This window comes from Streptococcus danieliae, from assembly GCF_013415245.1.
Lineage (GTDB): Bacteria > Bacillota > Bacilli > Lactobacillales > Streptococcaceae > Streptococcus > Streptococcus danieliae_A.
In genome coordinates this window covers 1-12,229 of sequence record NZ_JACBXX010000152.1, presented here as the reverse complement: position 1 = coordinate 12,229, position 12,229 = coordinate 1, and the positions used below count along the sequence as shown (strand labels likewise).

Here is a 12,229-nt window from a genome sequence, read left to right as displayed (position 1 = left end):
TTTGAAGAGCTAAAAAACTACGCTAAGGCTCCATATACAACACCCAAATAAGAAAAAAGACTAGCCAAATCCCTTGGGGCACAAGGGGTTAGCTGGTCTTTGTCTATTTTTAGGTGATAAAGTCGGGTTGCTGATGCCCCGCTTTTTCGGGGTCGCGGGACTAGCCTATGCGATGCCCCTAGCTGATTTTACGGCTTTTGTGGTCGCGGGTTGGGCCTTGTGGAAGGCCTATGGTCGGCTTGGCTTTCCTTTTGAAGCAAAAGAAGGGGATATGGTATAATGGAGACTAGTACAGTGGAAAATGGAGTAGCTTGTGTCAATTGAGCAGTATAAACCGGATTACACGGTAGAGGCGGTCTATGATATCGCAGTAGCAGATTTAAAAAAGCTGGGAATTGAGGCGGTCTTGGTTGATTTGGACAATACCTTGATTGCTTGGAACAATCCAGATGGAACACCAGAAATGAAAGATTGGTTGCATCAGGTTCAGGATGCTGGTATTCAGATTATGGTGGTGTCCAATAATACCAAAAAGCGGGTGACGCGGGCTGTGGAGAAGTTCGGGATTGGTTTTGTTTACTGGGCTTTGAAGCCATTTGCCTTTGGAATCAATCGTGCTCTGTCCAAGCTCCAGGTGGATCGCTCCAAGGTTGTGATGGTTGGTGACCAATTGATGACCGATATTCGGGCAGCCCATCGTGCTGGAATTCGCTCGATTCTAGTCAAGCCCTTGGTGCAGCATGATTCGATTAATACCAAGTTTAATCGGGCACGTGAGCGCCGGGTGCTCAAAAAGCTAGAAGCCAAGTATGGCCCTATGAAATTTCACAAAGGATTGTAAATGCAGGAAAAACTATTTTGTATCGGCTGTGGTGCCGAAATTCAAACCGAGCAGCAGGAAAAAGCGGGATACACACCGCCAGCGGCCTTGGAAAAAGGGGTGGCAAGTGGAGAACTCTATTGCCAACGCTGCTTCCGCCTTCGCCACTATAATGAAATCAGTGATGTGGAGATGACGGATGAGGACTTTCTCCGCCTCTTGCATGAAGTTGGCGATAGTGATGCTCTGGTAGTCAATGTCATTGATATTTTTGACTTTAATGGTTCGGTGATCCCAGGCCTGTCTCGTTTTGTAGCTGGAAATGATGTCTTGCTGGTGGGAAACAAGAAGGATATCTTACCCAAGTCTGTCAAGGATAAGAAGTTGTTACGGTGGTTGACAGAGCGGGCCCACGAAGAGGGGCTGCGGCCGGTTGACGTGCAATTAACCAGTGCCCAAAACAAGGATGCCATCAAGGATTTGATTGAGAAAATCGACCGCTATCGGAAAGGGCGGGATGTCTATGTGGTCGGGGTGACCAATGTTGGGAAGTCGACCCTGATTAATGCCATCATTCAGGAATTGTCTGGGGATAAGAATGTGATTACGACCAGTCGTTTCCCTGGAACGACCTTGGATAAGATTGAAATTCCACTAGAGGATGGCCGCTTCATGTATGATACCCCAGGAATCATTCACCGCTATCAGATGGCCCACTACCTAGAAGGCAAGGACCTCAAGTTGGTCAGCCCCAAAAAAGAACTAAAACCGAAAACCTACCAACTTAATCCTGAGCAGACCCTCTTTTTCGGAGGTTTGGCTCGCTTAGATTTTGAGGCTGGTCAGCGCCAAGGTTTTACGGCCTACTTTGCAAATGAACTGAAGATTCACCGGACCAAATTGGCTGGAGCAGACGCTTTTTATGACAAACATGTTGGTGACCTCTTGCAACCACCCCGGCAGAAAGATTTGGACTCCTTCTCAAAACTGGTTCCCCATCCTTTGACCATTACCGAGAAAAGCGATGTGGTGATTTCCGGTTTGGGCTGGATCCGGATCCCAGAAGCTGCGCGACTAGTTGCCTGGGCTCCTGAGGGGGTGGTGGTTTTGGTACGTCCGGCGATTATTTAGCCTACCGCCTACTAGCTGAGTTTGAAATAGATGGAGTATAAAAAATATGTCACTTACAAGTAAACAAAGAGCTTTTCTGAAAGCAGAAGCGCACCACATGAAGCCCATTATCCAAATTGGTAAAAATGGCTTGAACAATGAGATTAAAACCAGTATCCGCAATGCTCTAGATGCGCGTGAATTGATCAAGGTAACCCTGTTGCAAAATACGGATGAAAATATTCATGATGTTGCAGAAACTTTGGAAGAAGAAATTGGCTTGGACACTGTCCAAAAAATTGGCCGGATCTTGATTCTGTTCAAGCCTTCGGCTAAAAAAGAAAACCGGAAACTTTCCATTAAAGTTCGTGAGGTATAACAAGGAGAAACGATGGCACTCGAATTAGTCACACCTTTTACCAAGGTTGCCCTGCAACCGGATTTACCAGAGAAGAAACGCAAACAAGTCGGGATTTTGGGCGGGAATTTTAATCCTGTCCACAATGCCCATCTGTTAGTAGCGGATCAGGTGCGGCAGCAATTGAGCTTGGATCAGGTTCTGCTGATGCCAGAGTTTCTCCCTCCCCACAAGGATAAAAAAGAGACCATTGATCAACACCACCGCTTGATGATGTTGGAATTGGCCCTTAATGGCAAAGAAGGTTTGGGAATTGAACGTTTGGAACTGGACCGCAAGGGGATTAGCTACACCTACGATAGTATGAAAATCCTGACAGAAGCGAATCCTGATACTGATTATTACTTTATTATCGGGGCAGACATGGTGGAGTACCTCCCCAAGTGGCACCGGATTGATGAACTCTTGGAGTTGGTCCAGTTTGTCGGCGTTCAGCGGCCAAAATACAAGGCGGGAACTTCTTATCCAGTGATCTGGGTAGATGTGCCGCTGATGGATATTTCTTCCAGTATGGTACGTGATTTCATTGCGACAGGTCGTGAACCCAATTTCCTGCTGCCAGAAATGGTTTGGCAGTATATCAAACGTGAGGGCTTGTACAAATGACCTATGAAACCTATCTGCCCTTGGGACGTGAAGACCTACTGGAACGTTTGCAGAAGACTCTTAGTCCCAAGCGTTTCCAACATGTTTTGAATGTGGAACAGGCGGCCATCCAGTTGGCCCAGGCCTATGGTCAAGATCCGATCAAGGCTGGCTTGGCAGGGCTGCTGCATGACTATGCCAAGGAAAAACCTGACGCTTACTTCCAAACACTGATTGAAGAGCGCGGGCTAGATCCAGATCTGCTCCAGTGGGGCAACAACATTTGGCATGGTTACCTTGGGATCTATGCCATCCAGGACGAGCTCGGTTTGAAAGATAAGGAAATCCTGGAAGCGATTCGGGTTCATACCATTGGGAAGGCGGACATGTCCCCCTTAGATATGATTCTTTATTTGGCGGATTATATTGAAGCCGATCGGAATTTTCCAGGAGTTGAGGAGGCAAGACGTCTGGCCTATTCTTCCTTAGAAGAAGGAGTGGCCTACGAGACCGCTGAAACCCTAGCTTTTTTAGCTAAAAAACGGCTGCCCATCTATCCCCAAACCTTGGAAACCTACAATGCATACAGACACTTTTTAGAGAGGTAAACAATGGAAGGAAATCAATTATTAGAGCTTGTTGTCAGAGCTGCTGATGAGAAGCGCGCAGAAGATCTAGTAGCCCTAGATGTTCAAAGCTTGACTAGTGTGACAGATTATTTTGTGATTGCTAGCTCGATGAACAGCCGTCAGCTGGAAGCCATTGCGGATAATGTCCGTGAAAAGGCTCAAGAAGCTGGTTTAGAAGTCGGACCCCTTGAAGGCAACGTAGCCAGTGGTTGGGTTCTCTTGGATTTGGGAGGCGTTGTCTTCCATGTCTTTTCCGAGGAAGTCCGCAATGATTACAATTTAGAAAAACTTTGGCATGAAGCAGAACTGGTTGACATTTCCAGCTTTGTAGATTAAAGGAAGAGAGGAGGACAGTGTTGGGAAAGACTCGTGTTGATGGTAGTCGATTCCGCCGTCCTCTTTTTTCACTATAGGGGATAACTGATGACAACGTATGAAACATTTGCAGGTGTCTATGATGCAATCATGGATGACCAACTGTATGACCAGTGGTTGGCCTTTACCCAGAACCATCTGGCACCAGACACAAAAGATATTTTAGAACTGGCCTGTGGGACTGGGATTCTATCACTCAAGCTGGATCAGGCTGGCTACCGCATTAAGGGACTGGACCTGAGTCCGGAGATGGTTGAGCTGGCTCAGAAACGAGCCCAGAAGGCCGGTCGACAAGTGGAGTTTATTCAAGGCAATATGCTCGATTTACCGGCCTTGGAGCCAGTGGATGCGGTGACCTGTTATTCAGACTCGATTTGCTATCTGGAGGATGAAGTCGAGGTGGGCGATGCCTTTCAGCAGGTTTTCCAGGTTCTCAAGCCTGGCGGTCGCTTCCTCTTTGATGTTCATTCCATTTATCAAATGGAGGAAGTTTATCCCGGCTACAGCTACCACGAGAATGCGGAAGATTTTGCCTTTGTTTGGGATTCCTACCCAGATGATCCCCCTTATTCCATCGTTCATGAATTGACCTTCTTTTTAAAAGAAAAAGATGGGCGTTTTGTTCGCAAGGATGAAGTCCATGAAGAAAGGACCTATGAACTCCTAACCTATGAAATCTTGCTAGAGCAAGCAGGCTTTACCAACATCCAAGTCTATGCCGATTTTACCGATCAAGCCCCTGATGAAAAGAGCTTGCGGTGGTTCTTCGTGGCGGAGAAGTCATGAAAATTAGCGGGGTAATAGCTGAATTTAATCCCTTTCACAATGGCCACCGCTATCTCTTAGATCAAATGGAGGGTCTGAAAATCGTAGCCCTGTCAGGCAACTTTGTGCAAAGAGGAGAGCCAGCCTTTGTTGATAAATGGGTGCGGACTCAAATGGCCTTGTCCCAAGGGGCCGATTTGGTTTTGGAGTTGCCCTTTCTAGTCAGTGTTCAAGCGGCTGATTTCTTTGCCGCTGGAGCAGTGGATATTTTAGTTCGGGCTGGGGTCGAGGAGCTGGTTTTTGGAAGTGAAGAAGTTCGGGACTATAATACTTTACTAGCGACTTACCGGGCCCAAGCAAGTGATATGACAGCTTACATGAATCAACTTCCCGATTCTTTGTCCTTTCCGCAGAAGAGTCAGGCCGCTTGGGAGAAATTTTTGGGCTTGACCTTTACCGGTCAAAGTCCCAACCATATTCTCGGCCTGGCCTATACCAAGGCTGCTGCTGAGACGAATCTGACTTTAAAGGCTGTCCAACGCCAAGGAGCCGGTTTTCACTCCTTGGCTAAGGACCAAAGCTATGCCTCGGCAACAGCCCTTCGCCATCACCGGAGAGACCAAGACTTTATCCAGCGCCATAGCCCGGTAGCGGATTTTCTGGCGGCAGCGCCGCAACAAGACTGGTCTCTGTATTGGCCTTTGGTCCGCTACCAGATTCTGAGCCATCCTAATCTGCAGGATGTTTATCAGGTTAATGAAGAAGTAGCCCAGCGTTTGCTGGGGGCAGTTGCTCAGGTGGATTCAGTAGAGGAGCTGGTTGCGGCGGTCGCCACCAAGCGATTCACCAAGGCCCGGGTGCGGCGCGTCTTGACTTATATCTTGGTTGGGGCGCAAGAAGCTCCCTTGCCAGAAGCCCTACATGTGTTGGGATTTTCCGGCCGGGGGCGGAGGCACCTAGCGCTTTTGAAAAAGCAGGTGAATTGGGTGACCCGGATTGGTGCGGAGCCCTGGGATGCTCTGACGCAGAAGGCGGATCAGATTTATGCCCTAGGGCAAGCGGGCATTGGCGAGCAAAATTTTGGACGGGTTCCCCTTCAATGGGGTGGGGAATGAATTCTTTTTGCGTCAGCTTTTGGAAAGTGATATAATAACGCGTGAATGCAGTAATAAAAGGAGAAAAACATGGGACGTAAATGGGCCAATATTGTGGCAAAAAAGACAGCTAAAGATGGCGCGAACTCAAAAGTTTATGCCAAGTTTGGTGTTGAGATTTATGTGGCAGCGAAAAAAGGGGAGCCAGATCCTGAGTTGAATGCAGCGCTCAAGTTCGTTGTGGACCGGGCTAAGCAAGCACAGGTTCCCAAGCACGTTATTGATAAGGCGATTGATAAGGCTAAGGGAAATACGGATGAAACCTTTACAGAAGGTCGTTATGAAGGATTTGGGCCGAATGGTTCTATGTTAATTGTTGATACCTTGACTTCTAACGTGAATCGGACTGCGGCTAATATTCGTGCAGCTTTTGGTAAAAATGGTGGAAATATGGGAGCTAGTGGTTCTGTTTCCTACTTGTTTGATAACAAGGGTGTGATTGTTTTTGCAGGTGATGATGCGGATGCGATTTTTGAATTGTTGCTAGAAGCAGATGTCGATGTGGACGATGTTGAAGCAGAAGAAGGCAGCATCACTGTTTATACAGCGCCAACAGATCTTCACAAGGCAGTTGAAACCTTGCGTGCGGAAGGAATCGAGGAATTCCAAGTAACTGAGCTTGAAATGATTCCGCAATCCGAAGTTCAATTGGAAGGCGATGATTTAGCTGTGTTTGAAAAATTGGTAGACGTTTTGGAAGATGATGAAGATGTTCAAAAAGTTTACACTAATGTAGAAGGATTTTAGGAATTCTCAAAGACCGAATTTATTTTCGGTCTTTTTTGCAATTCAAGCTAGTAGAAATTTACCTTGTTTTCTGATAGTATCTTAAGTAGAAACTAGAAGGAGGTTTTTCATGAAACTGAAAAAAATTATTTCCCTTGCTCTTCTTGCAACATCTGCTCTTGTGATTGCAGCATGCTCGAACAATAGCTCAGATTCTTCTGGAGCAGCAAAGAAGGAAGTTGTCCGCGTAGCTACCAATGCTTCACCAAAACCATTTAACTATGAAGATGAAAAAGGTGAGTTGACGGGTTACGAGATTGAAGTTGTGAAAGCTATCTTCAAAGACTCCGATAAATACGACCTTGAATTTGAAAAGACAGAATGGTCTAGTCTGTTTGCAGGGTTGGATAGTGACCGCTACCAAATGGCTGTCAATAACATTTCTTATACAGAAGAGCGTGCTAACAAATATCTTTACGCTTACCCTGTGGCTAAAAACCCTAACGTCCTTGTCGTTCAAAAGGATGATGAAAGTATCAAGTCAATGGATGACCTAGGTGGTAAAACAACTGAGGTTGTTCAAGGAACCAACACAGCTGCGCAATTGGAAGAATGGAACAAGGAGCACGCAGACAATCCAACCAACTTGTCTTATACACGTGCTGACTTCCAGCAAATCATGACACGGATGAATGATGGCCAAGCAGACTACAAGATTTTTGACCGTATCTCGATTGAAACCATCATCAAAAACCAAGGTTTGAACAATCTCAAAATTATTGAATTGCCAGAGAGTGCTCAACCGTTTGTTTACCCAGTCTTTGCAAAAGGGCAAGATGATTTGAAGAAGTTCGTTGATGGCCGTATCAAAGAACTTCAAGCAGATGGTACCCTTGCGAAATTGTCTAAAGAATTCTTCGGTGGCGACTATGCTCCAACAGCTGAAGAGTTGAAATAATTCATTAGAAAACGAATCGCGATTTCTAACCCAGAGCATCCTAAAAGTTTGGCCGCATGGTTAACTTTTAGGGTGTTTTTCTTATGAAGAGGGAAGGGAGCATGATAAAGCCTTTTTATGGTTAAGATAAAAAATCAATACTAGGCTAGACCAGTGCCTTCTGATATGCTAGTAGCAAGAAAAGAAAAAGGAGCTTGCTTATGAAATTGAAATCGGTATTGAAACTAGTGGGACTCACTTCTTTGGCAGCCTTGACCCTGGCAGCTTGTGCCCCAGCCAGCACGGCTAAAGAAGATGCAAATACAATTCGCGTAGGCTTAATGGCTAAAAGTGATACCGAGGAAGCTCGGTGGGATAAAATCGAAGAGTTGCTTCAGGAAGAAGGAGTCAAAATTGAATACACGGAATTTACAGACTATTCCCAGCCCAATAAGGCGACAGAAAATGGGGAAGTTGATGTCAATGCCTTCCAGCACTACAATTTCCTAAACAACTGGAACAAGAAGAACCAGGGGAGCTTGGTACCAATTGCGGATACCTACTTCACAGCCTTTCGCCTGTATTCAGGAACCAAAGGCGGTTCTGAACGTTACACAGATGTGAAGCAGATTCCAGATGGTGGTAGTATCGCCATTCCAAATGATCCTGTTAATGAAAGCCGGGCCCTCTATCTCCTTCAATCTGCAGGTCTATTGAAACTAGATGTTTCCGGAGATACCTTTGCAGCCATTGAAAATATTCAAGAAAATCCCAAGAACTTAAGCATCAAGGAACTAGATGCCAGTCAAACTGCTCGTTCTTTGGAATCAGTTGATGCAGCCATCGTGAACAACGACTTTGTCCAAGAAGCCGGGATTGACTTCAAAAAAGCCATCTTTGTCGAAGTTCCAGATGCCAATGCCAAGCAATGGTACAACTTCCTAGCCGCTAAAAAGGATTGGGAAAAATCAGACAAGGCAGCAGCTCTGAAAAAATTGATCAAGGCCTACCACACTGACGAAGTGAAAAAAGTGATTGAAGAATCTTCAGGTGGTTTAGACCAACCTGTTTGGTAATTGATTAGTCAGACTCGGATGATTTGCCATCCGAGTCTTTTTTAGGCTTGATAAGAATTTTTTATAAGGCACTTAAAAATCCCATACTAGGCAGCTAGGGGTGAGTCTGTTATTCTAGTAGCAAGAAAAAAACAAAGGGAGTTTGATGATGAAATTGAAATCGATTTTGAAAGTAGTAGGGCTGACAGCCCTAGCTGGTCTGACCTTAGCAGCCTGTGCCAATACGGGAGGTTCTTCTTCAGATGCCAATACCCTCCGTGTAGGTCTGATGGCGAAAAGTGATTCAGAAGAAAAACGCTGGGAAAAAATTGAAGAGCTTTTGGACAAAGAAGGGGTGAAGTTGGAATACACTGAGTTTACAGACTACTCACAACCAAACATTGCTACTGCTAATGGTGATGTTGATGTCAACGCCTTCCAACACTACAACTTCTTGGATAACTGGAATCAAGAAAATAAGGGCGATCTAGTAGCGATTGCAGATACCATCATTTCGCCAATTCGCCTTTACTCTGGTACCAAAGATGGCAAGAACCGTTACACAAGCGTGGAACAAATTCCAGATGGTGCAACAATCACCGTGCCAAATGATGCGACCAATGAAAGCCGCGCACTCTACCTTCTGCAATCAGCTGGTTTGATCAAATTGGATGTGTCCGGTAAAGAATTGGCAACAATTGCCAACGTGAAAGAAAATCCAAAGAAATTGGATATTAAAGAATTGGATGCGAGCCAAACAGCCCGTTCTCTAGATTCTGCGGATGCAGCGGTTGTTAATAATACCTTTGTATCAGAAGCTGGTTTGGATTTCAAGAAGGCCTTGTTTGTTGAAGTGGCAGATGACAATTCGCAACAATGGTACAATATCCTAGCTGCTAAAAGTGATTGGGAAAAATCAGATAAGGCAGACGCTTTGAAGAAATTAATCAAAGCCTACCATACAGATGATGTTAAGAAAGTCATTGAAGAAACCTCAGAAGGTTTGGACCAACCTGTTTGGTAAGCCACAAATCGGCTACTCAAACTAGCAAGAGTATAAAACAAACCAAAGGAGAGGGGTTTGGGAGTGTGACAGGGAGTGGGACAGAACTAAATTTGAAAAAATTTAGTTCGTAGTCCCACCCCCGCAAGGCTGATTAGGCTCTCTTCCGAGCTTGAAAAGCGAACGAAGAGGCCAATCAGCTACTGCGTCAAAGGCATTTTGTTATCCAAAGTCAAAGAGGCTAGACTTTTGTCCCAGCCTCGTAGTCCCACCCCCGCAAGGCTGATTAGGTCCTCTTCCGAGCTTGAAAAGCGAACGAAGAGGCCAATCAGCTACTGCGTCAAAGGCATTTTATTAACCAAAGTCAATGAGGCTAGACTTTTGTCCCAGCCTCTTTTGGATTGAGAATAGGAGGATGTGATGTCAGAAACCATCATTAAATTAGAAAATATTGGTGTTCGATTTAGCCAAAAGAATAAAGTGATTACAGCTGTTGACCAGGTTAGTCTCAATATCCGAAAAGGGGATATTTATGGTATCGTCGGTTATTCAGGAGCTGGCAAGTCAACCTTGGTGCGCGTGGTTAATTTACTCCAAGCCCCCACTGAAGGCCGTCTAGTTGTCGACAATGAAATCTTTTTTGACCAGGGGAAGGTTCAATTATCTGCTCAGGCCTTGAGGGAAAAACGCCGCGAAATCGGGATGATTTTCCAACACTTTAATTTGATGAGCCAAAAAACAGCCGCCGAGAACGTTGCCTTTGCCCTGAAGCATTCTGGTTTGAGCAAGGAAGCCAAGGACCAAAAGGTTAAGGAACTGTTGGAATTGGTGGGACTAGCGGATCGCGCAGAAAATTATCCATCTCAGCTATCCGGTGGACAGAAACAACGGGTGGCGATTGCGCGGGCCTTGGCCAATGATCCCAAGATTTTGATTTCCGATGAGTCGACTTCTGCCTTAGATCCTAAAACAACCAAGCAGATCTTGAAACTCCTCCAGGAACTGAATGAACGTTTGGGACTAACCATCATTATGATTACTCATGAAATGCAGATCGTGAAGGATATAGCCAATCGTGTGGCTGTGATGCAGGATGGTCGTTTAATCGAAGAAGGCAGTGTTCTGGAAATTTTTAGCAATCCTAAGAATGAATTGACCCAGGACTTTATGGAAACAGCTACCGGGATTGAAGAAGCTTTGCGGAAAATTTACCAACAGGAAAGTGTCCGTCATTTGCCAGCTGGGCAAGAATTGGTACACTTGAAATTCTCCGGAAATGCGACAGACCAAGCTATTATTCATGATCTTTCCAAGCATTATGAGGTTACAGCCAATATTTTATTTGGAAATATTGAAATTCTCGACCATACTCCAGTAGGCGAATTGATTGTGATTCTTTCTGGAACACCAGAAAGCCTGAGTAAGGCGCATGCGGGCTTGAAGGAGTCTGGAGTTGGTATAAAGATTCTGAAAGAAGGATAATAAGATGAATATTATTGAAACCTATCTACCAAATGTTTATAAAATGGGCTGGTCTGGACAAGCCGGTTGGGGTACAGCCATCTATTTGACCCTCTATATGACCTTCTATGCCTTTCTGATTGGTGGATTTTTGGGACTTGTGACCGGTCTTTTGCTGGTTTTGACCGCACCAGGTGGCGTTTTGGAAAACAAGTGGGTTTATTGGGTCTTGGACAAGATCACCTCTATTTTCAGGGCTGTTCCCTTCATTATTTTATTGGCGGTCCTTTCTCCATTAGCGCAAACCCTTGTTGGAACCAGTATTGGGCCAAACGCTGCTCTTGTTCCGCTTTCCTTTGCTGTCTATGCCTTTTTTGCCCGTCAAGTCCAAGTTGTTTTAGCAGAGCTAGATTCCGGCGTCATTGAAGCGGCCCAAGCCAGCGGAGCAACGACCAAAGATATCATTGGCGTCTACCTGAGCGAAGGACTACCCGATTTAATCCGGGTGACAACGGTAACTCTGATTTCCCTAGTAGCTGAGACCGCCATGGCCGGTGCAGTTGGTGCCGGTGGACTAGGGAATGTCGCCATTGCCTACGGCTATAACCGTTATAATCATGATGTCACCATTCTAGCAACAGTCTTGATTATTATTTTGATTTTTACCATTCAATTTATTGGGGACTTCATCACTAAAAAAGTGAGTCATAAGTAAGAGAAACTCAGGGGATTTGTTCCTCTGAGAATTTTTTTAAAAAAAATGAGCAAAAAGTCTTGCCAAGAAAGTTGTAGTGTTGTATACTAAGAAAGTCCTGAAGGAAGAGTTCCTTAAACGGGACAGTTAGTGGATAAAGGTTCGGTTCATCCGAACCAAGCCAAAAAAACTTCAAAAATTTTTCAAAAAAGTGTTGACAAAGATTTGAGGTTTTGATAAACTAATGAAGTTGTCTCGTGAGAGACATGACCTTTGAAAACTGAACAAGACGAATACCAATGTGTGGGACACTAGAAATAGTGCCCGGCAAGAAAAAAACAATAAATCTGTCAGTGACAGAAATGAGCAGTAGCTCAAACTTTTGATGAGAGTTTGATCCTGGCTCAGGATGAACGCTGGCGGCGTGCCTAATACATGCAAGTAGAACGCTGAAGAAAGAGCTTGCTCTTTTGGAAGAGTTGCGAACGGGTGAGTAA

Annotated in this window: 15 protein-coding genes and 1 rRNA gene; all 16 read left to right on the top strand. The window is 45.1% G+C overall.

Annotated elements, in window-relative coordinates; genetic code table 11:
* Positions 1-73: 73 nt before the first annotated feature.
* Entirely contained in the window at positions 74-280 is a 207-nt protein-coding gene (locus HZY94_RS07405) for a hypothetical protein (RefSeq protein WP_179925655.1), read from the top strand.
* 33 nt (positions 281-313) lie between these two features.
* Positions 314-841, top strand: coding sequence for a YqeG family HAD IIIA-type phosphatase (locus HZY94_RS07400; RefSeq protein ID WP_179925654.1), 528 nt, complete (start codon positions 314-316; stop codon positions 839-841).
* Positions 842-1,951: a ribosome biogenesis GTPase YqeH gene (gene yqeH / locus HZY94_RS07395; RefSeq protein ID WP_179925653.1), complete on the top strand. Its 1,110-nt coding sequence runs from the start codon at positions 842-844 to the stop codon at positions 1,949-1,951. It abuts the gene before it with no gap.
* A 46-nt stretch (positions 1,952-1,997) separates the two neighbouring features.
* Positions 1,998-2,309: a ribosome assembly RNA-binding protein YhbY gene (yhbY, locus tag HZY94_RS07390; RefSeq protein WP_160332553.1), complete on the top strand. Its 312-nt coding sequence runs from the start codon at positions 1,998-2,000 to the stop codon at positions 2,307-2,309.
* A 12-nt stretch (positions 2,310-2,321) separates the two neighbouring features.
* Positions 2,322-2,954, top strand: coding sequence for a nicotinate-nucleotide adenylyltransferase (locus HZY94_RS07385; protein ID WP_179925652.1), 633 nt, complete (start codon positions 2,322-2,324; stop codon positions 2,952-2,954).
* Positions 2,951-3,541, top strand: a complete 591-nt coding sequence (gene yqeK, locus HZY94_RS07380; protein ID WP_179925651.1) for a bis(5'-nucleosyl)-tetraphosphatase (symmetrical) YqeK — start codon at positions 2,951-2,953, stop codon at positions 3,539-3,541. Before HZY94_RS07385 ends, yqeK begins: the two co-directional genes overlap by 4 nt.
* A 3-nt stretch (positions 3,542-3,544) precedes the next feature.
* Entirely contained in the window at positions 3,545-3,898 is a 354-nt protein-coding gene (gene rsfS / locus HZY94_RS07375; protein ID WP_179925650.1) for a ribosome silencing factor, read from the top strand.
* A gap of 87 nt (positions 3,899-3,985) precedes the next feature.
* The gene (locus HZY94_RS07370; RefSeq protein ID WP_179925649.1) at positions 3,986-4,723 is read left to right on the top strand and encodes a class I SAM-dependent DNA methyltransferase; all 738 of its coding nucleotides are present in this window, start codon (positions 3,986-3,988) and stop codon (positions 4,721-4,723) included.
* Entirely contained in the window at positions 4,720-5,817 is a 1,098-nt protein-coding gene (locus HZY94_RS07365) for a nucleotidyltransferase (protein WP_179925648.1), read from the top strand. The genes HZY94_RS07370 and HZY94_RS07365 overlap by 4 nt, the downstream gene beginning before the upstream one ends.
* A gap of 69 nt (positions 5,818-5,886) precedes the next feature.
* A complete protein-coding gene (locus HZY94_RS07360; protein ID WP_179925647.1) occupies positions 5,887-6,603 on the top strand; it encodes a YebC/PmpR family DNA-binding transcriptional regulator in 717 nt (238 codons plus the stop codon).
* A 115-nt stretch (positions 6,604-6,718) separates the two neighbouring features.
* Positions 6,719-7,540 (top strand): transporter substrate-binding domain-containing protein, encoded by an 822-nt coding sequence (locus HZY94_RS07355; protein ID WP_228064587.1) that lies wholly within the window; start codon positions 6,719-6,721, stop codon positions 7,538-7,540.
* A 200-nt stretch (positions 7,541-7,740) separates the two neighbouring features.
* Complete coding sequence (locus HZY94_RS07350) at positions 7,741-8,595, top strand: MetQ/NlpA family ABC transporter substrate-binding protein (RefSeq protein ID WP_179925645.1); 855 nt, start codon at positions 7,741-7,743, stop codon at positions 8,593-8,595.
* Positions 8,596-8,743: 148 nt separating this feature from the next.
* Entirely contained in the window at positions 8,744-9,598 is an 855-nt protein-coding gene (locus HZY94_RS07345; protein ID WP_179925656.1) for a MetQ/NlpA family ABC transporter substrate-binding protein, read from the top strand.
* 399 nt (positions 9,599-9,997) lie between these two features.
* Positions 9,998-11,059 (top strand): methionine ABC transporter ATP-binding protein, encoded by a 1,062-nt coding sequence (locus HZY94_RS07340; RefSeq protein ID WP_179925644.1) that lies wholly within the window; start codon positions 9,998-10,000, stop codon positions 11,057-11,059.
* 4 nt (positions 11,060-11,063) lie between these two features.
* The gene (locus HZY94_RS07335; protein ID WP_179925643.1) at positions 11,064-11,753 is read left to right on the top strand and encodes a methionine ABC transporter permease; all 690 of its coding nucleotides are present in this window, start codon (positions 11,064-11,066) and stop codon (positions 11,751-11,753) included.
* Positions 11,754-12,113: 360 nt separating this feature from the next.
* A 16S ribosomal RNA gene (locus tag HZY94_RS07330) occupies positions 12,114-12,229 on the top strand; the annotation flags it as partial.

What these genes read in the sequence shown, in the direction of transcription:
- yqeH (WP_179925653.1), top strand. Translation starts at nt 842, where the DNA reads ATGCAGGAAAAACTATTTTGTATCGGCTGTGGTGCCGAAATTCAAACC.
- yhbY (WP_160332553.1), top strand. Translation starts at nt 1,998, where the DNA reads ATGTCACTTACAAGTAAACAAAGAGCTTTTCTGAAAGCAGAAGCGCAC.
- HZY94_RS07385 (WP_179925652.1), top strand. Translation starts at nt 2,322, where the DNA reads ATGGCACTCGAATTAGTCACACCTTTTACCAAGGTTGCCCTGCAACCG.
- yqeK (WP_179925651.1), top strand. Translation starts at nt 2,951, where the DNA reads ATGACCTATGAAACCTATCTGCCCTTGGGACGTGAAGACCTACTGGAA.
- rsfS (WP_179925650.1), top strand. Translation starts at nt 3,545, where the DNA reads ATGGAAGGAAATCAATTATTAGAGCTTGTTGTCAGAGCTGCTGATGAG.
- HZY94_RS07370 (WP_179925649.1), top strand. Translation starts at nt 3,986, where the DNA reads ATGACAACGTATGAAACATTTGCAGGTGTCTATGATGCAATCATGGAT.
- HZY94_RS07365 (WP_179925648.1), top strand. Translation starts at nt 4,720, where the DNA reads ATGAAAATTAGCGGGGTAATAGCTGAATTTAATCCCTTTCACAATGGC.
- HZY94_RS07360 (WP_179925647.1), top strand. Translation starts at nt 5,887, where the DNA reads ATGGGACGTAAATGGGCCAATATTGTGGCAAAAAAGACAGCTAAAGAT.
- HZY94_RS07350 (WP_179925645.1), top strand. Translation starts at nt 7,741, where the DNA reads ATGAAATTGAAATCGGTATTGAAACTAGTGGGACTCACTTCTTTGGCA.
- HZY94_RS07345 (WP_179925656.1), top strand. Translation starts at nt 8,744, where the DNA reads ATGAAATTGAAATCGATTTTGAAAGTAGTAGGGCTGACAGCCCTAGCT.
- HZY94_RS07340 (WP_179925644.1), top strand. Translation starts at nt 9,998, where the DNA reads ATGTCAGAAACCATCATTAAATTAGAAAATATTGGTGTTCGATTTAGC.
- HZY94_RS07335 (WP_179925643.1), top strand. Translation starts at nt 11,064, where the DNA reads ATGAATATTATTGAAACCTATCTACCAAATGTTTATAAAATGGGCTGG.